The organism is Streptomyces sp. HPF1205 (assembly GCF_020400825.1).
GTDB lineage: Bacteria > Actinomycetota > Actinomycetes > Streptomycetales > Streptomycetaceae > Actinacidiphila.
On record NZ_JAINVH010000010.1, the window covers coordinates 52,990 to 76,241 of the forward strand.

Consider the following 23,252-nt stretch of genomic DNA (forward strand, 5'->3'; position numbering starts at 1 on the left):
GGGCCGACTCCTCGCCGGGCGGCTGGTGGGTGCGGTGGTCACACGAAGCGGTGCGCCTGCGTCCCGGACGTGTCCGCGGGATTCGCGTGATCCGCGGGGTCCGGGGCGCCGCGGTCGCCCGGGCCGGGGCCGCCGTCGGGGCCGGGCTCCCCGGTACGGGCCGCGGACCAGCGGGGAGCGGGGCGTACGTGGGTGTCCGGCGGGGCCGCGGCCTCCTCCCGCGCCGGCTCCCGCCCGGCCGCGGCCTCCTCGCGCGCCTGCCCGGCCGCGGTCGCGCCGGCCGCCGTGCCCGCCGCGGCGGCGCGCGCGGGCCGCCTGCTCGCCTCGAACCAGAAGGTCGCCACCAGGCTGATCACGATGCCCATCAGCGCGGCCAGCACCAGGTATTCCGTGCGGGTCTTGGTCTTCGCCACCGGGATCTGCGGCGGCACCACGGTGGCCATCCGGATCATCGCCTTGGGCGCCACGGACTGCTGGACCTGGAACTGTTCGAGACGTTTGGCGGCGTAGGCCGTCAGCAGCCGGTCGGTGTGCAGCACCGCGGCCTTGTCGGTGCCCGTGGCGGTGAGCCACATCAGGGGGCCCTGGGCGTTGTCGGCGATCTTCGCGAGGGTGCTGCCGCTGGCGCCCTCGGCCCGCAGATCGGCCACCGAGGCGTCGGAGTTGAGGTTGCGGGCCAGGCTGTCGGCCATGCCGGTGAGCGAGGTCTGCGTGCTCAGGAACGGGTTGCCGTCGAAGGCGACCGTCGCCTTCTGCGAGTTGAGCAGCACCACCGTGCTCTGCGACTGGTAGGTCAGGGGCACCCGCAGGTAGGCGCCCGTCACCAGGCCGGCGGTGAGCAGCAGTCCGGGCAGCAGGACGTACCACCGCCTGCGCATGACCCGGAAGATCTCGGCGAGATCCATCTATGTCCCCCTCGCGGCCCCAAGTACGTGGTCGAGCATATGGTGCGTGTTGACCGGACGAGGGCGGTTTCGGCCCCCGCGGCGGCCCGGCTCACGCGGCGGGCGCCGGCCGGTCGGTGGGTCTGGGGCGGGTGCGCGCGGTGCCTCCCTCCAGCAGGACCCGGGCGACGCGCTCCCCGGCCCGGCCGTCCCACAGGGCGGGGCGGCGCGGCGCGGGCGGGTCGTCCAGGACGCGCAGCGCCGTGGCGACGACTCGGTCCGGGTCGCGGCCGGCCAGCACGTTGGTGCCCTGCTCGACGGTGATGGGCCGCTCGGTGTTGTCCCGGAGGGTCACGCAGGGCACGCCGAGCGCGGTGGTCTCCTCCTGCACGCCGCCGGAGTCGGTCAGTACGATCCGGGCGGCGTCCTGCAGGGCGATGAAGTCCAGGTACCCGGCGGGCGGCACGAGCCGCACGCCGCCCGGCACGCCGAGGTCCGCCAGGCGGCCGGCGGCCCTGGGGTGGACCGGCAGCAGCAGCGGGCAGCGTCCGGCGATCTCGCCGAGCGCCTTGAGCAGGCCGGCGAGCACCGCCGGGTCGTCGACGTTGGCCGGTCGGTGCAGGGTGACCAGGCCGTACTCCCCCGGCGTGAGGCCGTACCCGGCCAGGACGCCGTGGGCCCGGGCCCGTTCGAGGTTGGCGAGCAGCGTGTCGATCATGACGTTGCCGACCAGGTGCACCTGGTCCTCGCGGTAGCCCTCGGCCCGCAGGTTGTCGACGGCGTCGGGCGAGGGGGCCAGCAGGTAGTCGCTGACCCGGTCGGTGGCCACCCGGTTGACCTCCTCCGGCATGGTCCAGTCGCGGCTGCGCAGGCCGGCCTCGACGTGGGCCAGCAGCGGGCCCGCCTTCGCGGTGACCAGGGCGCAGGCCAGGGTGGAGTTGACGTCCCCGACGACGACCACGGCGTCCGGGGCCAGGTCGGCGAGCAGCGGCTCGAAGGCCGCCATCACCCGGCCGGTCTGCTGGGCGTGGCTCCCGGAGCCCACGCCCAGGAACCGGTCCGGCGGGCGCAGTCCCAGGTCGCGGAAGAAGACGCCGTTCATCGCCTCGTCGTAGTGCTGTCCGGTGTGGACGAGCACCACCTCGGCGCCGGCCGCCTCCAGGGCGTCCATGACGGGTTTGGTCTTCATGTAGTTGGGGCGGGCGCCCGCCACGCACACGACGCGTTTCATCACAGCACCTCGACGGTGGGTCCGGACAGCCGGTGGCGGCAGTCGAGGACGAAGCCCGCGTGCCGCACGATCAGGTCGTAGTCGAAGGCGTCGTGGTCGGTGAGCAGTACCACGACGTCGGCGCCCGCCACCTCCTTGCGGGTCAGTTCGACCCGCACCAGCCGGGGGTCGACCGCCGCGGTCTCCACCACGTGCGGGTCGGCGGCCCTGACCTTCGCGCCCATGTCGAGCAGCAGCCGGGAGATGCGCAGGCTGGGCGACTCGCGGGCGTCGCCGGTGTTCTTCTTGTACGCAAGCCCCAGCAGCAGCACGCGCGACCCGTTGACGGAGCGGCGGCGGCGGTTGAAGGCGTCGATGACGCGGCGGGCGACGTATTCGGGCATGTGGCCGTTGATGTCGTTGGCCAGTTCCACGAACCGGAAGTTCTGGCCGAGTTCGCGCTGGACCCGCCAGGACAGGTAGGACGGGTCGATGGGCAGGCAGTGGCCGCCGACGCCGGGTCCCGGGGTGAACTTCATGAAGCCGAACGGTTTGCTGGAGGCGGCCTCGATCGCCTGCCAGACGTCGATGTCCAGGTGGCGGGCGAACATCGCGATCTCGTTGACGAGCGCGATGTTGACGTGCCGGAAGGTGTTCTCCAGGAGTTTGGCGAGTTCCGCCTCCTTGGGTGAGGCGACGGGCACGGTGGTGTCGACCAGTTCGCCGTAGAAGCCCTGCACGGCCTTCAGGGAGGCCGCGTCGACGCCGGAGACGACCTTGGGGGTCTGCTGGAAGCCCCACACCGGGTTGCCGGGGTCGATCCGCTCGGGGCTGTAGCCGAGGTGGAAGTCCGCTCCGGCGGCCAGGCCCGAGCCGTCCTCCAGCAGGGGCGCGAACAGCTCCTGCGTGGTGCCCGGGTAGGTGGTCGACTCCAGGACGACGGTGGCGCCGGGGCGCAGGTAGCGGGCGAGGGTGCGGGCGGAGTCCTCGATGAAGCGCAGGTCCGGTATGCCCTCGCGCAGCGGGGTGGGTACGGTGACCACGGCCACGTCGAAGCCGGCGCAGTCGCGGGCCGAGTCGCTGGGGCGGTAGGCGCCCTTGTCCAGGGCGGCGACCAGGCGCTGCGCGCTGACGTCCTCGACGTAGGAGACGCCGGCGGCGAGGTTCTTGACCCTGGCCGGATCCACGTCGTACCCGACGACCTCGTGTCCGACCTCGGCGGCGCGGATCGCCAGCGGCAGGCCGACATACCCCTGTCCAACCACGACGACGCGCATCAGCGACTCCTCTTCACGGGGCCGGCGCCGAGGCCGGGGGGAGGTGTGGGGCGGAGCATCTCGCGGGCCGTCATCCGGACGAAGGCCGCGTTGGTGGTGAGGTAGCGGCGGGCCAGCCGGCGGGGCTCCTGGAGCAGGCGGTAGAGCCACTCCAGGCCCAGCCGCTGCCAGGCGCGGGGGGCGCGGCGGGTGACGCCGGCCAGGATGTCGAAGGAGCCGCCGACGCCGTGCACGAGCCGCACGCCGGTCTGCTTGCCGTAGCCGGCGGTGAAGATCTCCTTCTTGGGCGAGGTCATGCCGAGGAAGAGCATCGCGGCGCCGCTGTCGCGGACCGCGTCGGCGACGGCGGACTGCTCGTCGTCGGTGAAGTAGCCGTCCCGGTGCCCGGCGACCACCAGGTCGGGGAAGCGGCGGTGGACCCGGTCGAGCATGCGGTCCAGGACGTCGGCGCGCGCGCCGAGGAAGTACACGGATTCGCCCTCGCTCTGCGCGGCGGCCAGCAGCCGCATGAACAGGTCGATCCCGGCGACGCGTTCGGGCAGCGGCGAGCGCAGCAGCCGGCTCGCCCACACCACCGCCTGGCCGTCGGCCAGGACCAGGTCGCAGCCGGTGACGGCCTCGGCCAGCCGCGGGTCGCGCCGCATGCCGACCAGCTTGGCGGCGTTGACCACGCCGATCTCCAGCGGTTCGCGGTCACGGACGGCCCGCATGCAGCGCTCGACGGTCTGGTCCATCGTCAGCGCGTCGATCCGGACGCCGAACAGGACGCTTGTCGCGTTCACGCGTCCTCCCCCTGCGCGGTGCCGGCCGTGGGCCCGCCGAGCCAGGCGAAGAGCATCCAGCCGAACTCGTACGGCCGGCACTCGCGGTCCACGGCGGCGGGGCGGAAGATCCGGTCCAGGGCGCCGAAGCGCAGCCCGGGTACGGTACGGGTGCCGAGCCCCCGGGCGGCCCTGACGGCCTTCCTGGGGTCGCCGCGGCCGACCTTGCGCCAGGTGACGCCCAGGTCGTCGCGGATCATCGTGGCGCCTGCGGGCAGTTCGGGCGGGCCCGCCAGCCATCGCAGGCCCCGCCGGACCGCTTCCCGGTGGTCGGTGCCGCCCGCGTCGGCCAGGTCGAACAGGGCGGTGGGCGCCATGGCGTGCTGGTGGACGCTGTAGACGGGGTAGCCCTCGACGACCGAGCCGTCCCGGGCGTCGTAGTGCCACCACCACTGCCCGCCCTCGCCCTGCAGGGCGCAGACGCGGGCGGCGCAGGCGTCGGCGGCGGCCAGCGCCTCGGGGTCGTGGCCGCCGGCGTGGACGCGGGCCAGCGCCTGCAGCGGGTAGGTCTGGTCGGCGAAGCAGCCGACGTGGGCGCGGTACCAGGGCAGCAGGCCGGGCCCGGTGGCGTGCGGGAACAGCGGGCTGCCGGGAATCCGGGCGCGCAGCAGCCGGTCGCGGGCGGCCGCGAGCGGCCGCTCGACGTCGGCGCCGGTGCGGGCCGCAGTCAGGGCGGACAGCACCCAGGCCGCCTCGACGGTGTAGCGGGGCCCGGGGCCCGCGTCCAGGGCCGCGAGGCGCTCCAGCGCGTCGGAGAGCTTGGGGTGGCGGTGCTCGGCGGCGGCCCAGGCGATCAGGGCGGCGTCGCCGAGGTTCGTCACCGACGGCAGCCGCTGGACGAGCAGGCCGGTGAACTCGTGCGAGGTGCGGCCGCCGAACAGGGGCCGCTGGCGGTCCTCGGGCAGGAAGCGGGCGCCCAGCGCGGTGATGGCCGCGTAGCGCGTGCTGGTGCCGCGGCTCTCCAGGCCGGTGCCGCCGCCGGGCGAGCCCGCCCGGCCCGCGCCGCGGGCGGCGCGGGTGAAGACGAAGGTGCCGCCCTCGCGCGGCTCACCGCCGTTCGGGTTACCCGCGCCGCCGTCGGGCACGTACATCGCGGGCAGCCCCGCCTCCGCCAGCGTCAGCAGACGCCCGGCGAGGGTGCGCAGCGGCGGATCGTCGCGGCCGAGGGCCGCCAGTCGTGTCGTGGTCATCGCGCCCTCGTCTCCCTCGCGGGGATGCCGTGTGCCGCCTGCGTGCGCGGCGGTGTGCGGGTCTCGTCCCGCGTGGGCCGGCCGCGTGCGCCGACGTGCCCGCACCGGGCAGTGGAATGCGGTTCAATGCCACAAAACGGGCATACAGAAACCGCGCGGATGTGACCCACCGGACCCCCCTGGTCGCTCGCCGAACGGCCGCGCGGCCGTCCCTCGCGGACCGCGGGCCCTTCCCCCTGAACTCCCCTTGCGATGTGCGATGTGCGCCGTGCGATGTGCCGTGTGCGCCGTGCCGTGTGCGCCGTGCCGTGTGCGATGTGCCGGTATGCCGTGCCGGATGCACCGCGCCGTGACCGCCGCGCCGCGCGCCGTCACGTTCCTCGCCGTGCGCGTGCACCGCCGCACGCTTCCCCCGAGGTGCGGCGGGCTACACGATATGCCTACGGATGTGCGCTGATTGACGTTTTGCGGAAAGTTGCCGCCACCTGTTCATCACATCTTCCCCACACGACGATCACCGGCGCTCCACAAGCAGCCCGTCCCGCTCGTCGTGGAGCGCGCCCGTGCGCGGGCACCGCCACACCCCCGGCTCCCCCGGCAGTTCCTCCAGCCGCACCCCGGCCCGTCCGACCCAGCCGATCCGGCGGGCCGGCACCCCGGCGACGAGGGCGAAGTCCGGCACGTCCCGGGTGACGACCGCGCCCGCCGCGACCAGTGCCCAGCGGCCGACCCGCACCGGGGCCACGCACACGGAGCGGGCGCCGAGCGCCGCGCCCTCGCCGACCCGCACGGCCACCGGCTCCCAGTCGCCGCCGCGCTTGAGGACGCCCTCGGGGTCCACGGCCCGCGGGTAGTGGTCGTTGGTGAGCACCGCGGCCGGGCCGACGAACACCCCGTCGGCGAGTTCGGCCGGCTCGTACACCAGCGCGTAGTTCTGCAGTTTGACGCGGTCGCCGATGCGCACCCCGGGTCCCACGTAGGCGCCGCGGCCCACGTTGCAGCCGCGGCCGAGCCGGGCTCCCTCCCGTATCTGCGCCAGCTCCCACACCGTCGTGCCCTCGCCGAGTTCGGCGTCGGGATCCACCTGCGCGGTGGACTTGACCGTGACCGTCACGTTCCCCCCAGATTCTCCGGACGGGGGCGAGCATAAGCCGCGGCACCCCACAATGAGGGCCCGACGACACCATCGAGGACGTGATCCCATGAAGCCACTGGCCATCGAGGGCTCCTGGCTGCACGAACCGCAGGTCTTCCACGACGCTCGCGGTGGCGTCCACGAGTGGTTCCGGCAGGACGACATCGCGGCCGCGACAGGCCGGTCGCTGACCCTGGCGCAGGCGAACTGCTCGGTGTCGGTACGCGGCACGCTGCGCGGTGTCCACTTCGCCGACGTACCTCCCGGGCAGGCGAAGTACGTCACCTGCGTACGCGGCGCCGTACTCGACGTGGTCGTGGACATCCGGGTCGGCTCCCCCACCTTCGGCCGATGGGAAGCGGTGCGCCTGGACGACCGGACGCACGCGTCGATGTTCGTCGCCGAGGGCCTGGGGCACGCCTTCATGGCGCTGACGGACGACGCCACGGTGATCTACCTGTGCTCGCAGGGCTACGCGCCGGCCCGCGAGCACGGCGTCGACCCGCTGGACCCGGCGCTGGGCATCGAGTGGCCGACCGACACCGTCCCCGTGCTGTCGGACAAGGACGCGCAGGCGCCCACGCTGGCCCGTGCCCGCGAACTCGGCCTGCTGCCGTCGTACGAGGAGTGCCTGGCGTTCTACGCGGGGCTCCAGCGGCCGGAGCGGTGACCGAAGCCGGTGTCGTCCTCGCGGTGGACGAGGAGCTGCGCCAGATATTCGCCGTAACCGCTCCTGCGCAGCGGCTCGGCCAGCTCCAGCAGCCGGTCGTCGTCGATGAACCCGGCCAGCCAGGCCGCCTCCTCGACGCAGCCGATCTTGAATCCCTGCCGCTCCTCGACCACCCGGACGTACTCCGACGCCTGCACCAGGGACTGGAAGGTGCCCGTGTCCAGCCAGACGGTGCCGCGGTCCAGCACCGAGACGGTCAGCCTGCCGCGGTCCAGGTAGGCCTGGTTGACGTGGGTGATCTCCAGTTCGCCGCGCGCGCTCGGGGTCAGGGAGCGCGCTATGGCGACCACCTCGCTGTCGTAGAAGTACAGGCCCGGCACGGCGTAGCGGGACCGCGGCCGGGCCGGCTTCTCCTCGATGGACAGCACGGTGCCGTCGGGGGCGAACTCCACCACGCCGTAGGCGGCGGGGTCGGCGACGGCGTGCGCGAAGACCACGCCGCCCTCCGGCTCGGCGTAGCCGCGCAGCTGCCGGCCCAGGCCGTCCCCGTGGAAGATGTTGTCGCCGAGGATCAGGGCCACCGGCTCGTCACCGATGAAGTCGGCGCCGATCACGAACGCCTCGGCGATGCCCGCCGGCCGCTCCTGGACGGCGAAGGTGAAGTTCAGGCCGAACTGGGACCCGTCGCCGAGCAGCCGCTCGAACTGCGGGCGGTCACCGGGTGTGGTGATGACCAGGATGTCCCTGATCCCCGCCATGACCAGAGTGGTGAGCGGGTAGTACACCATCGGCTTGTCGAACACGGGCATGAGCTGTTTCGACACGGCTTTCGTGATCGGCCACAGCCGTGAGCCGGTCCCCCCGGCGAGCACTATCCCACGCATGCCGGTGATGATAGCGATCGGCCCGGTTTCGCATCGTTGTTCCGCGAAGCGAGCGGTTGTTCCCCGAAACGGCGGTTGCGTCGCCTAGAGTGGCGGCCCTATGCGGATACTCGTCACCGGCGGAGCCGGCTTCATAGGATCGCAGTTCGTACGGGCCGCCCTGCTCGGCGAGCTGCCCTCGGGCGCGGGCGCCCGGATCACGGTCCTGGACAACCTGACGTACTCGGGCAACGAGGCGAACCTCGCGCCGGTCGCCGGGCACCGGGACCTGGTCTTCGTGCGCGGCGACGTCCGCGACCCGGCGGTCGTGGACGGCGTGACGGCCGGGCAGGACGCGGTGGTGCACTTCGCCGCCGAGTCGCACGTGGACCGCTCGATCGCGGACGCGGCGCCGTTCGTGACCACCAACGTGCTGGGCACGCAGGTGCTGCTGGACGCGGCGCTGCGGCACAAGGTGGGCAGGTTCGTCCACGTCTCGACCGACGAGGTCTACGGCTCCGTCGCCGAGGGCTCGTGGACGGAGGACGCGCCGCTCGCGCCCAACTCCCCCTACGCCGCGTCCAAGGCGGCCTCGGACCTGATGGCGCTGGCCTACCACCGCACCCACGGGCTGGACGTGACGGTGACCCGCTGCTCCAACAACTACGGCCGCTACCACTTCCCGGAGAAGATGATCCCGCTGTTCGTCACCCGGCTGCTGGACGGCCGCGAGGTGCCGCTGTACGGGGACGGCCGCAACGTCCGCGACTGGCTGCACGTGTCCGACCACTGCCGCGGCATCGACCTGGTGCTGCGCGGCGGCCGGGCGGGCGAGGTCTACCACGTCGGGGGCGGCACCGAGCTGTCCAACCGCGAGCTGACCGGGCGGCTGCTCGCGGCCTGCGGGGCGGACTGGGACCGGGTCCGGTACGTGGCCGACCGCAAGGGCCACGACCTGCGGTACTCGCTGGACATCTCCAAGATCCGGGACGAGCTGGGGTACGAGCCGCTGACGGGCTTCGACGAGGGGCTGGCCGACACGGTCGCCTGGTACCGGGACAACCGGGAGTGGTGGGAGCCGCTGGCCGCCCGGGCGGAGCTGCCGGCATGACCCGCTGGCTCGTGACCGGAGCCGGCGGGATGCTCGGCCGGGACCTGACCGGTGTACTGGCCGCCCGGCCGGGCGCGTCGGTCACCGCGGCGCCCCGGGCGGCGCTCGACATCACCGACGCGGCCGCGGTCGAAGCCGCCGTCGCGGGGCACGACGTCGTCGTCAACACGGCGGGCTGGACGGACGTGGACGGTGCCGAGGCGGACGAGGCGGCCGCCGCGCGGGCCAACGCGGGCGGCCCGCGCCTGCTCGCCGGGGCCTGCGCCCGCCACGGCGCGGTGCTCGTGCACCTGTCCACGGACTACGTCTTCCCCGGCGACGCGGGCCGCCCCTACCCGGAGGACGCGAGGTGCGCGCCGCTGAACGCGTACGGCCGGGGCAAGCTCGCGGGCGAGCGGGCGGTGCGCGAACTGCTGCCGGAGCGCGGCTTCGTGGTGCGCACGGCGTGGCTGTACGGCGCCCACGGCCGCAACTTCGTCGCCACCATGCTGGCGCTGGCCGGGCGGCGGGAGACCGTCGACGTGGTGGACGACCAGGTGGGGCAGCCGACGTGGACGGGCGCGCTGGCCGGGCGGCTGACCGAGTTGGGCGAGGCGGCGCTCGCCCGCCGGGCCCCGGCGGGCGTGTACCACGGCACCGCGAGCGGCCAGGTGAGCTGGTACGGGCTGGCCCGCGCGGTCTTCGAGCTGTCCGGGCTGGATCCGCGCCGGGTGCGGCCGACCACCTCCGACCGGTTCCCGCGGCCGGCGCCCCGGCCCGCGTACAGCGTGCTCGGCCACGCGGGGTGGGCGCGCGCGGGCATGGAGCCGATGCCGGACTGGCGCGCACAGCTCGCGGCGGGGCTGCCGGCGATCAGGCGCGCGGCGGCGCGGGCGGCGGCCGGCGGCTGAGCGCCGCCGGGCCGGGCCGCGCCCTCGCGCGGGGGCGCGGCCCGGCCCGCGGCCGGTCACTCCTGCCGCAGGAGCCCGAGGAGTTCGCGCGGCAGGCCGTGCGTGTCGTGCAGGTAGCGGTAGTCGTCCTCACCGAGCGGGCCGGTGAACCGCTGCCGGGAGAGCACCTTCCTGCCGCGTTCCAGGAGCGTGCGGAAGCGGTGTTCCTCGTCGAGGAGCACCTCCCGGACCCGGCCGGACCCGGCGGGCGGCTGCCCGAACCGGTCCAGTGTCCCTCCCAGGAGGCCGTCGGGGAGGTCGGCGAGGGTGCGGGACGGATCGTGCCGCCACAAGGTGGTCAGCGTCCGGCGGACGAGCCGGCGCAGCACGTAACCGTGGCCGTTGCCGCCCGGTCGCACGTCGTCGCCGATGACGACGGCGGCCGAGCGCAGGTGGTCGCACACCAGGCGCAGCGCACGTCCCTCGACGCCCCACAGGCGGGAGACCTCACCGGTCCACGGCAGGAACTCGTCGACGCCGAAGACCGACCGGCTCCCGCCGAGCACCATCACCAGCCGCTCCAGGCCCATCCCGGTGTCGACGCTCCGGCGGGGCAGCGGGGTCAGGCTGCCGTCGCCGTGCCGCCGGTAGCGCATCATCACGTGGTTCCACACCTCGACCCATCCGGGGTCGGTGGTGGGGGTGCCGCGCGGCGGCCCGTCGCCGTTCCAGACGAAGATCTCCGAGTCCGGGCCGCAGGGGCCGGTGGGGCCGTTGGACCACCAGTTGTCCTCCCCGGTGAGTTCGACGGGCACTCCCAACTCCTGCCAGGTGCGCAGCGAGCCGGTGTCGGGGCCGGTCCGGTCGTCGCCGCCGAAGACGGTGGCGTGCAGCCGGCCGGGGGCGATCCCGAAGCCGTCGACGAGCAGTTCCCTGGCCCAGCGCAGGCTCTGCGAGGATTCGTAACCGCCCAGCGACCAGGAGCCGAGCATCCGGAACACGGTCAGGTGGGTGTGGTCGCCGACCTCGTCGAGGTCGGTGGTGCGCAGACAGCGCTGGACGTTGACCAGGCGCTCGCCGCGCGGGTGCGGCCGCCCCTCCAGATACGGCGTCAGCGGGTGCATGCCGGAGGTGGTGAACAGCACCGGGTCTCCCGGTGGGCGCACCAGGCGGGCGCCTGGAAGGGACACGTGGCCGCGTTCGGCGAAGAAGTCGGTGAAGACGGTGACGGTCTGACGGGTGTCCACGGCGGTCGGCCTTTCGGGCGGGCGACGACCGGAAAGGCCGCGGCGAGCCCCGCCCGCGTGAACGGCGGACACGGCGCCCGGCGACCGTTTCCGGTCGCCGGGCGGGAAATTCAGGGGTCAGGCGGCGGCAACCGGCGAGCTGGTCGCTCGCGCGGTCGCGGTGATACGGGTGCCGTCCATGTCCTCACCGTAGCATCGGCGGCCGTCCGGCGCCCCGGGTGGACGCTCCGGTCCCGCCGCCGCGGGGTCATGAGCGTCTCCACGCCCACCCGCACACGGCGGCGCACCCGCCGAGGGTGATCAGAATCGCGATCAGGCGTGCAGTCGTCTCCGGCGCCTCGATAGCACGCTGCACCGTACGCCACAATCCATCCATCGGCACGGCACACCTCCCGTCACGGCAGGCATCCCCACCTGAACTGGCAGTGCACCCGCCTGCCCTCAGGGTGGGACACGTCACCCGCCGGCACACGCCACCACCCCGCGGCGCGCCCACAATCACTCTCACGAGTGATGCCGACGCGATCGTCCGGCGGGTGGGTCGGCGCCGCGCACGGCGGCCTTCACCAGCGGGGAGTCGACCACGCTCCTGCCGACCCGCTCGGCCCGGGCGTCGTCGCGCGCGCCGGTGACGCGTACCTCGATGAGCTTGCCCGCCCCTTCGCCGTCGGCGGCGATGCACCGCACCGGGCGCGAGGCGCGCCGGCGCGTGCGCCGGGATGTCGGCGTCGGTGGAGAAGAAGGCGGGCCCGCGCACCTCTTCCACCGCTCTTCCGCCCCCGGAATTCCGGCATTTGACCGTCGACCCGCACAAGTGCCCCGTTCCGCCGCGGGACTTGGCACGACCTTTGCCGTTTGTTCCGCAGGCCATCTGTTGCCACCCGCCGATTGTCAGCACACTGACAATCACTGGCGTCTCGTCCACCCCACCAGAGCACGCCGGTTACGCCTGCATCGTGGGACCCGCGAGAAGGAGCAGCATGTCGGCAACGATCCGCTACACCGCCGTGTCCGCCGCAGCCGCGGCGGTTCTGTCCGCACTGGCGACCGCGCCCTCCACCGCCGCCTCGGCCGAGTCGGCCTTCCGCTTCACCCCCGTCAGCACCCACCACGTCGTGGTGGGCGGGCACGGCGGCGGGCTGATCACCCACAGCACCAGCTCCAACTGGTCCGGCTACGCGGCGACCGGCAGGACGTTCACCAGCGTCTCGGCGAGCTGGGTGCAGCCGGCCGTGAGCTGCGGCAGCGCGACCACGTACTCGTCGTTCTGGGTCGGCATCGACGGCGACGGCAGCAACTCGGTCGAGCAGACCGGTACCGAGGCCGACTGCTCGGGCGGCCGCGCGTACTACTCGTCGTGGTACGAGATGTACCCCGCCTACCCGGTGAACTACAGCAACACCGTCAGCCCCGGTGACCACTTCACCGCCACCGTCTCGGTGAGCGGCTCGACGTTCACCCTGACGCTGTCCGACACCACCCGGGGCTGGACGAAGACCACGACCAAGTCCTCCAGCAGCGCGTCCAAGGCGTCCGCCGAGATCATCGCGGAGGCGCCGTCCAGTTCCTCGGGCGTCCTGCCGCTGTCGAACTTCGGCACCGTGTCCTTCACCGGCTCCACCGCCAACGGCCAGGCCATCGGCAACTACAGCCCGGACAGGATCAACATGGCCTCGGGCAGCACCACCAAGGCCAGCACGTCGTCGCTGTCCGGCGGGGAGAACTTCTCCGTCGCCTGGAAGCACAGCTGACAGGCCGGCACTCCGCTCGGCGCGCGCCGGGTCCGCCACCGGGTGGCGGGTCCGGCGCGGCCGGTTCCGGACGGTGCCGGCCCGGCGGCGGAGGGCTACCATGCCGGAGCTCCCGCACAGTTCGCCCCTACGGCACCGGCACCGGCAAGGTCGCCTTCGTCCCCGTGCCGACCAGCGCCACCGCGCGTACCGGCTACGTCACCGTCACCTTCGGGAGCGTCGGGGTCCGACGGCGCCGCCGACGCCGCATCGGGTACGGCGCCGCTCCCCCGGCAGGGCGCGCGCGGCCTGCCGCCGTTCCGCCGGGGACCGCGGCGAACCGGTGGTCAGCGGCTGAGCACCGTGAACCGGGCGCCGTCCGGGTCGCGCAGCTCCGCGTACTGCTCGCCGCCGTTCCCGCCGCGGTCGACCACGCTCCCGCCCAGGTCCCGTGTGCTCGCCACGCAGGCGTCGACGTCCGTGACCCGGAACTGCACGCTCCAGTGCGGGCGCAGGTTCGGGTCGGGCGCCGCGCCCACCGCGCCCGAGCTCAGCCGGGCCACCACGCTGCCGCGGCTGCGCACGACGACCTCGTCGTGCTCGTAGGCCACCGTCACGGCGTCGGGGCTGTCGTGGCGGTCCCACTCCAGGACGCCGCCGTAGAAGATCGCCGCCTCGAAGGCGTCGCGGGTGCGCAGCCGCACCACCACGGGACCCTCGTCCCGCCAGGTCTGCCAGCCGCCGGGCATCCGGCCGTCCCACACGCCGAACACGGCGCCGTCCCGGTCCGCGGCCAGCAGCGCGCGGCCCGAGACGGCGAACGCCATCGGGCCCAGCGCCACCGTGGCGGACCGCTCCCTGATCCGGGCAGCGGCCTCGTCGGCCTGCGCGACCGCGAAGTACGGCGTCCAGGCCACGGCGACCTGCAGGTCGGAGGCGACCGCGCCGATCCCGGCCACCGGTTTGCCGTCACTGAGCGCGACCGCGAACCGCTCCCCCAGCGACGTGGCCCGGAACGTCCAGCCGAGCACCGTGCCGTAGAACTTCTCCGGCTCCTCCAGGTCACGGGCGGCCAGGCTCACCCAGCACGGCGCTCCCCGCGCGGGGTCGCCGCCCCCGCTCACCGGGGCGTTCGCCGGCTGTGCCTCGGTCATGTCCTGCCCCGTCCCATCCCTCGTCCGACCGCACGTCACGGCCGTGTGCCTGCTCATCTTCCCGGCTTCCAGTCGATCATGCACGTACGGCACCCGCCACCGGGCGCGCGCGGGCCCGCGCGGGACGGCGGGGCGTTGCGTACGGTGGGGACTGGCGGGTGACCGCCCGCGCGGGGCGGGGGGTGCCACGGAGGTGAGGCCGATGCCGATCAGCCGCTTGGGGCTGGTGGTGCACGAGGGCCGTCCGGCGGCCGTGGCCGGCGCGCGGACGGTGCGGGAGTGGTGCGCGCGGCGCGGCATCTCGTGCGTGGACATCGACGTCTGGGGCACGCCGGGCACGCGCCGCAGCGGGCAGGCGGAGGTGGCGGCGGCCGGCCGGCTGGACCTGATCGTCACGCTCGGCGGGGACGGCACCTTCCTGCGCGGGGCGCGGATCGCGGCGAAGGAGGACATCCAGGTGCTGGGCGTGGACCTCGGGCGGGTGGGGTTCCTCACCGAGATCTGCGTACCGGACGTGGAGCGGGCGCTGGAGGCCGTGCACGCGGGCCGGGCCGGCTGCGAGGAGCGGATGACGCTCACCATGCGGGCCTCGCGCACACCGGAGATGCCGGCCGGGATGGAGACGCTGCTGCGGTACGGGCGGGGGCCCGCGCTGCCGCCGCCGCCCGCGCGCCCGGAGGTGGCGGAGGACGACGGCTGGGGCGTGGCCCTGGACGTGACGGCGCTCAACGACATCGTGCTGGAGAAGCTGGCCCGGGACCGGCAGGTCGCGCTCGGCGTGTACATCTCGGGCCGGCTGCTGGCCTCGTACTCCTCCGACGGGGTCGTGGTCGCCACGCCCACCGGCTCGACCGCGTACAGCTTCGCGGCCGGCGGGCCGATCCTGTCGCCGCGGATGCGGGCACTGGTGTTCACCCCGGTCGCGCCGCACATGACCTTCAACCGCTCGGTGGTGACGGGCGCCGACGAACCGGTCGCGCTGCGTATCCTGCCGCATTCCGGCCAGGCCGCGATCAGCGTGGACGGGCAGTTGCGGGGCGTGCTGGGCCCGGGCGACTGGGTCGGCGTCTTCGCCGCGCGGCGCCCGCTGCGGCTGGTACGGCTGCGGCCACCCGACTTCTACGGCCGGCTGCGCGACCGGATGCGGCTGACCGACGCGCCGGCCGCCGGCCAGGACGCGTCCGCGCCCTTCTTCCGGCCGACCACTCCCGTTCCCGCCGATCTCGCGCACCTGCACCTTCCGCCGCCGCCGGCCGGGGACGTCTGAGGCGACGCAAAGGCGGCGGGTGGGGCCGGAGCGCGGGCGGCACAAGGGCGGCGGGCGACACAAGGGCGGCGGGCGACGGAAAGGCCGCAGGAAGGGCGGGCGGCCGGAAAGGAAGAGGCGGCTGTGCGTTCCACCGGCCGGTGGAACGCACAGCCGCCTGCGGGCGGGCGGAACCGCTCAGGCGGGAACCGTGCCGGAACCGGCGATGACGACCTTCGCGCTGACGGCGCCGCTGCGCGACCCCTTGCCCTCGATCTTGTCGACCACGTCCTTGCCCTCGACGACCTCGCCGAACACCACGTGCTTGCCGTTGAGCCAGTCGGTCACCGCGGTGGTGACGAAGAACTGGGAGCCGTTGGTGTTCGGCCCCGCGTTGGCCATCGAGAGCAGGTACGGGCGGTCATGCCCCAGCTGGAAGTTCTCGTCGGCGAATTTCGCCCCGTAGATGCTCTTGCCGCCGCGGCCGTCCCCGCTGGTGAAGTCGCCGCCCTGCAGCATGAAGCCCGGGATGACCCGGTGGAAGGCCGAGCCCTCGTAACCGAAGCCGTGCTGCCCGGTGGCCAGCTCGCGGAAGTTCTGCGCCGTCTTCGGGACCACGTCGTCGAACAGGCGGAAGACGATCCGCCCGGCCGCTTCGCCGTCGATGGTGATGTCGAAGTACACATTGTCCATGGGCCCATCCTGACACTCCCGGCCCTCGCCCGCCGCGCGCGGCCCCCCGCGCGGGCCGCGGCCTCAGTTCTGGTAAGGGCTGTGCTGCCCGCCCTGGCCGTGTCCCTGGGGAGCGGGCGCGCCCTGCTGCGGCTGCGCCGGCGGCTGGACCGCGCCCTGTGCCCGCAGCTGCTCCGCCTGCTCCTTGGGCAGGGCGTGCTCGGCGCCGCAGAAGGTGCACTGCGTCGAGTACTTCGTGCTGATCGGGAACAACGGCACGAAGAACAGCGTGAACTTGACCACGCGCTTCCTGAGCGTGTGCGCGGCCGGGTTGCCGCACACCGCGCAGAGCAGGGTGATCATGGCCAGCCGTTGCAGGTAGCTGCGGGTTCCAAAGATGATCACGGAAAAGTCGTCCCCCTCGTGTCGCGTGCCGCCCCTGTGGCCGCCGCCGTGGAGGAAGAGTCTGCCGTACCCGCCGCCGACCGCCGCCGCCGGGCCGCCCCGCACGGTGCCGGGCGGTTCCACGCGGTCCCGCGGTTGCGGCGGTCCGTCAGTTGGCGGACGAGGCGGCGGGCACGAACCGGGCCGGATTGCAGTACGGCAGGTCGCGGATGGAGCGGTCGGCGCAGAACCGGGCGATCAGGTCGCTGAGTTCGTCGCTGCGCTCCACGGGGACGAGGTGGTCCGCCTCCTTCACGGTGGTGAACCACGCGCCGCCGAGGCGGCGCGCGGTCTGCAGTCCCATGTGCGGCGGCGTCAGGGTGTCGTGCTCGCCGGTCAGGACGAGGGCGGGCACCGGCGGCACGGGGGCGGGAACGTACCAGTCGTGGCTCATCAGCCGGGTGTTGTGCTCGACGTCCATCCTGAGCCGGTCGGGACCGCGTTCCACGAACTGCCGGTACAGCAGCCGGGACACGGCCGCGTGCCTGCGCACCGGGCCGGTGCCGGGCGGCGACATGAAGCGGTCCACGAGGTCCCGCGCCAGTTCGCCGGTGCGGCCCTCGTCCAGCAGCCGCGTCCAGTGCGGTACGCGGTCGGCGTAGTCGTCCGGGATGGCCACCGTCATCCCGACCAGGAGCAGCCGCCGGACCCGGTCGGGGTGGCGCTGGGCGAACCGCAGGCCCACCGCGCCGCCGAAGCACGCGCCGAGCAGGTTCACCCGTTCCAGACCGAGGTCGTCGAGCATGCCGCGGACGGCGTCGGCCAGGAAGTCGATGCCGTACCGGGCGGGCAGGAAGTCCGCGTCACCGTAACCGGGCAGGTCCACGGTCGTCACCGGGCCGAGCCCCAGCAGGGCGGGTTCGTGGCGCACCCAGGAGAAGCGGTCCTGGGAGGAACCGCCGAGCAGGACGAACGGCTCGGTGGCGCGGGCCCCGCGGCTCGCCGTTCGGCACACGTAGCCGAAGCCGCCGTGCGACAGCCGGCGTTCCTCGACGGCCACCGGGCCCGGGCCGTCCGAATCGGTCCGCAAACCGACCAAGGCCTCACTGATAGTCATACAGGGGTGCTCCAGAACATGCGGCGCGAAACGACCCGTCATGCCTACCACAGCGCCGCGGCGGCGGCGCGCAGCGGCGGTTGCGAACATTCGGCCGCCGTGCGTCGTGGCGTGCGGGCGAGCGGGTGCTCGGGCCGGCGGCGCCCAACGTACGATCGGCCAATGGCTGACACGACCGAAACCACGCCCGGCTGGCTCTCCCGCGACGAGCTGGAGTCGACGCGCGCCCGCATGCCGATCCTCTACGTCGACGCCGTGCCCGTACGGGTGGACGACAGCGGGGAGGTCACCCACGTCGGCCTCCTGCTGCGCATCGGGCCGGACGGGACGGTCAGCCGTACCCTGGTCTCCGGCCGCGTCCTGCATCACGAGCGGGTCCGCGACGCGCTGCTGCGGCACCTGGAGAAGGACCTGGGCCCGGTCGCGCTGCCCCGGGTACCGGCCTCGCTGCAGCCGTTCACGGTCGCCGAGTACTTCCCGACCAAGGGCATCACGCCGTACCACGACCCCCGGCAGCACGCCGTGTCCCTCGCCTACGTGGTCCCGGTGGCGGGTGACTGCCGCCCGCGGCAGGACGCCCTCGACCTGGTCTGGCTCACCCCTCACGAGGCGTCGTCGCCGCAGTTGCAGCAGGAGATGCCCGGCGGGCAGGGAGTGCTGCTCAAGCAGGCCCTGGCGCACGTGGGCTGCCTGACCTGAGCGCGCGTACCGGCCGGGACCGGTGCGGGCCGGGGGCGGTCACCGCTTGTCGAGTCCGGTGATGACGGGGTCGCCCAGCGGGGCCTGCTCCGGGCTCAGGCCGGCGGTGCGCAGGGCGGAGGCCGCCAGTTCGCGGGCCGCCTCCTCGGCGGCCGGCGCCGTGTCGGCGGCGACCTCCAGGCGCAGGCTGAAGGCGTTCGTGCCGCCGTAGACCGTGAGGATGTCCAGGTCCTCGGCCTCGCCGAGGTCGGTGCCCTGCGGGTCGGCCGGCCGCAGCGCCCGCAGGAGCGCCTCGCGGGCCTGCTCGGTCGGCTCTTCGAGGAAGGTGCCCGGCACGGTGACGACATAGGTACTCATGAGGGGAACGCCTTCCCGCTGTGGGCCGGGAAAACCCGGTCGGGCCGGGTACGGGCCCCGGCGGCGGGCCCCGCGCCGGTCGCGAAACGCCGTCAGGCGAACCGGACGAGTTTCCGCTTGCGGGCCCTGCGCCAGGCGGCCGGGAGGGCGGCGCGCGCTTCGAGGGCGAGCCGGTCCTGCAGTGCGTGCAGGCGGCCGTGGGCGTACGTGTCCTGGCCGGCGGCCCGGGCCCGGGCCGCCAGGTCCAGCAGTTCGGCGCGGGCCACCACGGCGTCCTGGTGTTCGCCCAGCAGTCCCTGCAGTGCCTTGGTGCGCTTGCGCAGCCGCTTAGCGCGCTTGCCCCCGTAGGGTTCGGCGGTCTCGGCGGTGTGGCGGGCGCGTCTGGCGGCCTTGCGGGCGCTGTGCAGCGCCCGGTCCCGCTCGGGGCCCGGCTCGGCCCGCCGCACGGCGGCCATCCGCCGCTTCAGCCGCCGACGGTCCCCGGCCGCGGCCTTGCTCAGGTGCTCGGCGGCCGGCTTGCGGGCCCTGCCCTCGCGCAGCGGCGGGTTGTTCACCAGGTCCTCCAGGGCGTCGAGCAGCGCGGCGAAGCGCCGGCTGTCCAGGGCCGCGACCGCGGCCCGCCGGCCCTCCGCGTGCCGGGCGCGCTCCTCGTCGCGCAGGAGTGCGGCGAAGCCGGGGTCGGCGGGGCCGCGCAGGGCGCGTCCCTGGTCGTACAGGCGTTCCGCGAGCACCTCGTGGTCGCGCGCGGGGCCCAGCGCGCGGGTCAGCCGGCGCAGCTCGGCGGCGACCGGCTCGGTGCGGCCGCGGTCCAGGAGGCGCCGGTGGCCGCGCAGCAGGCTGCGCAGGCGGCGCGCGGTGGAACGCATCCGGTGCACGGCGTCGGGCTCGTCGGCGCGCACCGCCGCGTCCAGCGACAGCAGGACCCTCACCTGGTCCCGGAGCCTGGTCGCGACGGCCTCGCCCGCCGAGCCGCGGCCCCAGGCGTTCACCGGCGGCACGGGACCGAAGTCGGGGGGCAGCACGGGCGCGAGCGCGTGGCCGAGCTTGCGCGGATGCGGTGACGGCCGCCAGCCGGCCGCCCGCAGCTCGCGGGCGGCGGCGCGCAGCAGCTTCGCGTCGCCGGCGTCCGTCTCGATCTCCACCTCTGACCAGTGGCTGAGCCGGGTGCTGGTGCCGCCGGACCGGACGGGCGCGCCCTCGGGGGCGGGGCGGCCGGGCCGCAGCCGTTCGGTACCCAGGATCTGCGCGTCGACCTCGTCCTGGGCGACCTCCGCGAGCCGGCGGCCACGCTCGTCCAGCATGCTGTGGCGGGTGCGGTGGGTGCGCACGTGCGCGACCGGCGTCAGCTCGGCGCCGCGGGCGTACGCCGCGACCCCGCGGTACAGCTCCGCGGGCACCCCCGCGGGCCGGGTCCCGCCCGGCGGCACGTGGAGCTCCAGGCGCTCGCCGCCGGCGCCGGGGAGCTTCAGGTGCCAGCCCTCGTCGTGGCCTCCGCCGCGCCGGCGCAGGGTGATGCCGTGCGCCAGCAGCCGCAGGTCCGCCGTGTCGTAGTAGACGGCGTCCAGTTCCTCGGGCTCCTCGGCCCGCACCCGCGCCACACCGGGTACCCGTCGCAGCAGGGCGGGGTCGAGGACGCCGGGTCCTTCGAATGTCGCTTCCTGTTCGATGTGGGTGGTGGTCATACCGGTCCGGCTGCCCGCCCCGGGGCCGGTCATGCCCGGTCCGCGACCCTGTGTGCGCGGGACGCTACGGGCGGCCGGGCGGCCCCGGGCGCGGGTGGCGGCGGTACGGGCGGACGGCCCCGGGCGGCTCAGCCGAGCGCGTCCGGCCCGCGCAGCACGCTGCCGTCCAGGCGGGCCAGGAGGTCGGCCGGTCCTTCGTAGATCCCGGTCATGCCCGCGCGGGCCAGTTCCTCGCGTGCCCATCCGCCGGTGAGCAGGCCGACGCACCGCACACCGGCCCGGCCGGCGGCCTCGGCGTCCCAGACCGTGTCGCCGACGAACACCGCGCGGGCCGCGGGCACCCCCGCGCGCTCCAGCGCCCGGCCGACCAGATCGGGCGAGGGCTTACTGGCCTCCACGTCGTCGGCGGTGGTCGCCGCGTCGATCACGTCGTCGGCGCCCAGGGCGGCGCGCATCACCCGCAGTTCCTCGTCCTTGGCGGAGCTGGCCAGGACGATCCGCCAGCCGCGTTTCGCGCAGGCCCGCAGCAGGTCCGCCGCGCCTTCGAGGGGCGCGAGGCGGGACCAGTACTGGGCGTACAGCGCGTCGTGGGCCGCGCTCAGCGCCCCGTCGGCGCCGCGGTCGCGGTCCTCGCCGAGCAGCCGGTCGAGGAGGTGGTCGCTGCCCATGCCGATGCTGCGGTGCACCACTGCGGTCGGGACGATGTGCCCGCGCTGGCGCAGCGCCTCCCACCAGGCCACGGTGTGCAGGTGGACGGTGTCCATCAACGTGCCGTCGACGTCGAACAGCACCGCCGCGTCCTTCGTGCGCGCGTTCACCGGAACCTCCCTGATCGAGTGCTGTGCGGGTACCCGGGGAGCCGCCGCGTACTCCGTTTCGGGGCGGGGGGTCCGGGTAGCCGCAGGACACCCCAAAGCACCACACGGGAGGCAGCAGCCCATGACGGACCAGGGAACCAACAAGACGGGCTTCGCCCGGGACGACGAGCTCAAGCGGGAGATGCAGGGCGAGCTGAAGGCGAACCGGGCGGTGCGCTCGGAGGAGGCGTACGAGCCGCAGCCCTCCGGCGAGGACCAGCCGCTCGCCGAGGTCGCCCGTACGGTACCGGGCGCCGGCACCCCCTCGGGGATGACCCCCGAGGGCGTGACGGTACGCAGCGAACTGGCGAGGCATCTCGACCGCAGCGTCTTCCCGGCCCGCCGTTCCGGTCTTCTCGGCTCCCTCCACCGCCATCAGGCCCCCGACGCGCTCGTGGAGCGGGTGACCGCCCTCCCGCCGGACGAGAAGTACCCCAACGTCCAGGCGGTGGTCAGGGCCCTGGGCTACGGGGTCGAGGACCGCAGGGACTGAACCGCGGCGGGAGCCGGCCGCGCCCGGCCCCGCGAACCCGCGGCCCGGTCCCGGCGCCGGTGGCGGCCGGACCGGGCGGGCGAGGCAGCGCGGCCCGCGCTCAGCGGAACGGGCGCACGCCCGGCAGCCGCGGAAGGCCGCCGTCGTGGGGGCCGCGGCCCGCGCCGCCGCGCAGCCACCGGTCGAAGAAGGCGGCCAGGAGCGCGCGTTCGGCGGTAACGGCGCGCCGCACGCCGATCGTCCCGGTGTTGCCGCGGACCGTCGCCGCCGGCAGCCCCAGCAGCCGGGCGATCTGCGGCACCAGCGGCTCGGCGTCGGTGAACGTGCCGTGCTCCGCGCCGCGCAGCGTCACACCCGACCGAAGGCCCGGGCGGCTGCGCCGCCACAGCGCGTCCCAGGAGGGCACGGTGCCGCGGGTGTTGCCGTCCTTGCCGACCAGCAGGAAGGGCCGGTCCAGGCCGTCGGCCGCGACCGGGGAGAGGTAGCCGCGGTCGGGGTCGTTCTGCACGTACGCGAGCACGCCGTCGAAGTTCGCGCCCGCCGCGAGGCGGGGGTCGTCGTGCATGGCCTGCAACGCGGTGAACCCGCCCGCGGAGTGGCCGAACATGCCGGTGCGGCCGAAGTCGGCGGCCGCGCGCAGCCGCGGCGGCAGGGCGTCCGGCAGCGCGTCCAGGACGAACCGCGTGTCGGCGACGCGCACGTCCATCGTCTTCTTCAGCAGCGCCGCGACCTTCACCGGGTCGGGGTGCTCGGGGTCGGGCACGGCTCGCGCGTACTCCTCGGGCAGCACGGTGTGCGCGACCCGTCCGTCCGGGAACTCGACGGCCGTCGCGTCATAGGTGTGGTCGACGGTGACCACCGTGTAGCCGCGCGAGGCCAGGTCGTCGACGAGGGTCGCGTTCCACGAGCGCGGGTCGCCCGCGCCGGGCGAGTAGAGCACGACCGGGTGCGGGCCCGGTGCAGGGGGCGCGCCCAGGTGCGCGTGCGTACGGGTGGCGGCCCAGTCGACGCGGCCGGCGGGGATGCCGGAGAGGTTGTTGAGCGCGTCGAACCCGGCGGCCTCGCCGGGCAGCATCTGCGGGGCGAGCCGGTGGCGGCCGGCCTCCAGGGCCGGGTACCGCACGCTCACCATCAGCTCGCGCCGGCGCTCCCCCGCCACCCATGGATCCGGCCGCGCGGTGTCCACCAGCCGCAGCGCCACCGTGCCCACGGGGTACGGGCCGCCGGGCGCGGGCAGCCGCACACGCACCCGGCCGGGAGCGCCCTCGCGCCCGGCCGAAGGTGCCGCGGAGGAGGGCGACGGAGACGCGGGCGACGGGCGCGCCGCGAGGGCCCGCGCGGGTACCGCGGCCGTGACGGCGGAGGCGGCGGCCGCCGCGGCCGAGGTGAGGACGACCCTGCGAGTGGGCACGGTTGCTCCTTGGGGTGGACGGACGTCGAGGACGCGGTGCGGACGCTCGGATGTTCCGGCTACCAGCCTCTGCGCCGGCCGCGCCCCGTCCCATCCGGCTGGCCGGTGTGCCGGTCCTGGGGAAAACCCGTGGGCGCCGTCCCGCCCGTCCCGCCTGTCGCGGATTGGGCCGA

The 23,252-nt window shown here is 74.6% G+C and carries 23 protein-coding genes and 1 pseudogene; 7 read left to right on the forward strand and 17 right to left on the reverse strand.

Annotated elements, in window-relative coordinates:
* Window positions 1-38 precede the first annotated feature (38 nt).
* The 6 genes from K7G61_RS13755 to K7G61_RS13780 all read right to left on the reverse strand — a co-directional run bounded on the left by K7G61_RS13755 (window position 39) and on the right by K7G61_RS13780 (window position 6,496).
* Entirely contained in the window at window positions 39-905 is an 867-nt protein-coding gene (locus K7G61_RS13755) for a chain length determinant protein (RefSeq protein WP_225847070.1), read from the reverse strand.
* A 91-nt stretch (window positions 906-996) separates the two neighbouring features.
* Window positions 997-2,115: a non-hydrolyzing UDP-N-acetylglucosamine 2-epimerase gene (wecB, locus tag K7G61_RS13760; RefSeq protein ID WP_225847071.1), complete on the reverse strand. Its 1,119-nt coding sequence runs from the start codon at window positions 2,113-2,115 to the stop codon at window positions 997-999.
* Window positions 2,115-3,371: a nucleotide sugar dehydrogenase gene (locus tag K7G61_RS13765; RefSeq protein WP_225847072.1), complete on the reverse strand. Its 1,257-nt coding sequence runs from the start codon at window positions 3,369-3,371 to the stop codon at window positions 2,115-2,117. The genes wecB and K7G61_RS13765 overlap by 1 nt, the downstream gene beginning before the upstream one ends.
* Window positions 3,371-4,153, reverse strand: a complete 783-nt coding sequence (locus K7G61_RS13770; RefSeq protein WP_225847073.1) for a WecB/TagA/CpsF family glycosyltransferase — start codon at window positions 4,151-4,153, stop codon at window positions 3,371-3,373. The genes K7G61_RS13765 and K7G61_RS13770 overlap by 1 nt, the downstream gene beginning before the upstream one ends.
* Window positions 4,150-5,382, reverse strand: coding sequence for a hypothetical protein (locus K7G61_RS13775; protein WP_225847074.1), 1,233 nt, complete (start codon window positions 5,380-5,382; stop codon window positions 4,150-4,152). Before K7G61_RS13775 ends, K7G61_RS13770 begins: the two co-directional genes overlap by 4 nt.
* Before the next feature lie 514 nt (window positions 5,383-5,896).
* Complete coding sequence (locus tag K7G61_RS13780; protein ID WP_225847075.1) at window positions 5,897-6,496, reverse strand: acyltransferase; 600 nt, start codon at window positions 6,494-6,496, stop codon at window positions 5,897-5,899.
* Window positions 6,497-6,584: 88 nt separating this feature from the next.
* Between K7G61_RS13780 and K7G61_RS13785 the strand changes: the two genes are divergently transcribed.
* Window positions 6,585-7,187, forward strand: coding sequence for a dTDP-4-dehydrorhamnose 3,5-epimerase family protein (locus K7G61_RS13785; RefSeq protein ID WP_225847076.1), 603 nt, complete (start codon window positions 6,585-6,587; stop codon window positions 7,185-7,187).
* Here the strand turns inward: K7G61_RS13785 and rfbA are convergent.
* Window positions 7,157-8,071, reverse strand: a complete 915-nt coding sequence (gene rfbA, locus K7G61_RS13790; protein ID WP_225847077.1) for a glucose-1-phosphate thymidylyltransferase RfbA — start codon at window positions 8,069-8,071, stop codon at window positions 7,157-7,159. The genes K7G61_RS13785 and rfbA overlap by 31 nt on opposite strands.
* Window positions 8,072-8,171: 100 nt before the next feature.
* Between rfbA and rfbB the strand changes: the two genes are divergently transcribed.
* Together rfbB and rfbD are read left to right on the forward strand one after the other, a co-directional pair.
* Window positions 8,172-9,161, forward strand: coding sequence for a dTDP-glucose 4,6-dehydratase (gene rfbB, locus K7G61_RS13795; RefSeq protein ID WP_225847078.1), 990 nt, complete (start codon window positions 8,172-8,174; stop codon window positions 9,159-9,161).
* Window positions 9,158-10,051: a dTDP-4-dehydrorhamnose reductase gene (gene rfbD, locus K7G61_RS13800; RefSeq protein WP_225847079.1), complete on the forward strand. Its 894-nt coding sequence runs from the start codon at window positions 9,158-9,160 to the stop codon at window positions 10,049-10,051. The genes rfbB and rfbD overlap by 4 nt, the downstream gene beginning before the upstream one ends.
* Window positions 10,052-10,107: 56 nt before the next feature.
* Here the strand turns inward: rfbD and K7G61_RS13805 are convergent, their stop codons facing one another.
* Complete coding sequence (locus tag K7G61_RS13805; RefSeq protein WP_225847080.1) at window positions 10,108-11,277, reverse strand: alanine--tRNA ligase-related protein; 1,170 nt, start codon at window positions 11,275-11,277, stop codon at window positions 10,108-10,110.
* A 525-nt stretch (window positions 11,278-11,802) separates the two neighbouring features.
* Window positions 11,803-11,964 (reverse strand): annotated as a pseudogene (locus K7G61_RS13810) (bifunctional ornithine acetyltransferase/N-acetylglutamate synthase); the annotation flags it as partial.
* Between the two features lie 293 nt (window positions 11,965-12,257).
* On the opposite strand from K7G61_RS13810, the gene K7G61_RS13815 reads away from it, so the two are divergent.
* Complete coding sequence (locus K7G61_RS13815) at window positions 12,258-13,028, forward strand: G1 family glutamic endopeptidase (protein WP_225847081.1); 771 nt, start codon at window positions 12,258-12,260, stop codon at window positions 13,026-13,028.
* A gap of 326 nt (window positions 13,029-13,354) precedes the next feature.
* Here the strand turns inward: K7G61_RS13815 and K7G61_RS13820 are convergent, their stop codons facing one another.
* Window positions 13,355-14,161, reverse strand: a complete 807-nt coding sequence (locus K7G61_RS13820; RefSeq protein ID WP_225847082.1) for a VOC family protein — start codon at window positions 14,159-14,161, stop codon at window positions 13,355-13,357.
* 202 nt (window positions 14,162-14,363) lie between these two features.
* Here K7G61_RS13820 and K7G61_RS13825 point away from each other — a divergent pair, with 202 nt between their 5' ends.
* Window positions 14,364-15,428, forward strand: a complete 1,065-nt coding sequence (locus tag K7G61_RS13825) for an NAD(+)/NADH kinase (protein WP_225847083.1) — start codon at window positions 14,364-14,366, stop codon at window positions 15,426-15,428.
* Window positions 15,429-15,605: 177 nt separating this feature from the next.
* Here the strand turns inward: K7G61_RS13825 and K7G61_RS13830 are convergent, their stop codons facing one another.
* The 3 genes from K7G61_RS13830 to K7G61_RS13840 form a co-directional block, all read right to left on the reverse strand.
* A complete protein-coding gene (locus tag K7G61_RS13830) occupies window positions 15,606-16,100 on the reverse strand; it encodes a peptidylprolyl isomerase (protein ID WP_225847084.1) in 495 nt (164 codons plus the stop codon).
* Window positions 16,101-16,163: 63 nt separating this feature from the next.
* On the reverse strand, window positions 16,164-16,484 hold the full coding sequence (locus tag K7G61_RS13835; protein ID WP_225847085.1) for a zinc-ribbon domain-containing protein: 321 nt from the start codon (window positions 16,482-16,484) through the stop codon (window positions 16,164-16,166).
* A gap of 148 nt (window positions 16,485-16,632) precedes the next feature.
* On the reverse strand, window positions 16,633-17,580 hold the full coding sequence (locus K7G61_RS13840) for an alpha/beta fold hydrolase (protein WP_225847086.1): 948 nt from the start codon (window positions 17,578-17,580) through the stop codon (window positions 16,633-16,635).
* Between the two features lie 162 nt (window positions 17,581-17,742).
* Here K7G61_RS13840 and K7G61_RS13845 point away from each other — a divergent pair, with 162 nt between their 5' ends.
* Window positions 17,743-18,279, forward strand: a complete 537-nt coding sequence (locus K7G61_RS13845) for an NUDIX hydrolase family protein (RefSeq protein WP_225847087.1) — start codon at window positions 17,743-17,745, stop codon at window positions 18,277-18,279.
* Between the two features lie 39 nt (window positions 18,280-18,318).
* On the opposite strand, the gene K7G61_RS13850 is transcribed toward K7G61_RS13845, so the two are convergent.
* From K7G61_RS13850 to K7G61_RS13860, 3 genes are all read right to left on the reverse strand, one after another.
* A complete protein-coding gene (locus K7G61_RS13850; protein ID WP_225847088.1) occupies window positions 18,319-18,636 on the reverse strand; it encodes a hypothetical protein in 318 nt (105 codons plus the stop codon).
* Window positions 18,637-18,728: 92 nt separating this feature from the next.
* Complete coding sequence (locus K7G61_RS13855; RefSeq protein WP_225847089.1) at window positions 18,729-20,318, reverse strand: CYTH and CHAD domain-containing protein; 1,590 nt, start codon at window positions 20,316-20,318, stop codon at window positions 18,729-18,731.
* 128 nt (window positions 20,319-20,446) lie between these two features.
* Window positions 20,447-21,136 carry an HAD family hydrolase gene (locus tag K7G61_RS13860; protein WP_225847090.1) on the reverse strand — a complete coding sequence of 230 codons (690 nt, stop codon included), beginning with the start codon at window positions 21,134-21,136 and terminating at the stop codon, window positions 20,447-20,449.
* Between the two features lie 121 nt (window positions 21,137-21,257).
* On the opposite strand from K7G61_RS13860, the gene K7G61_RS13865 reads away from it, so the two are divergent.
* Window positions 21,258-21,668, forward strand: a complete 411-nt coding sequence (locus K7G61_RS13865; RefSeq protein ID WP_225847091.1) for a DUF2795 domain-containing protein — start codon at window positions 21,258-21,260, stop codon at window positions 21,666-21,668.
* A 100-nt stretch (window positions 21,669-21,768) separates the two neighbouring features.
* Here K7G61_RS13865 and K7G61_RS13870 read toward each other — a convergent pair whose 3' ends face one another.
* A complete protein-coding gene (locus K7G61_RS13870) occupies window positions 21,769-23,079 on the reverse strand; it encodes a hydrolase (RefSeq protein ID WP_225847092.1) in 1,311 nt (436 codons plus the stop codon).
* Between the last annotated feature and the right edge of the window lie 173 nt (window positions 23,080-23,252).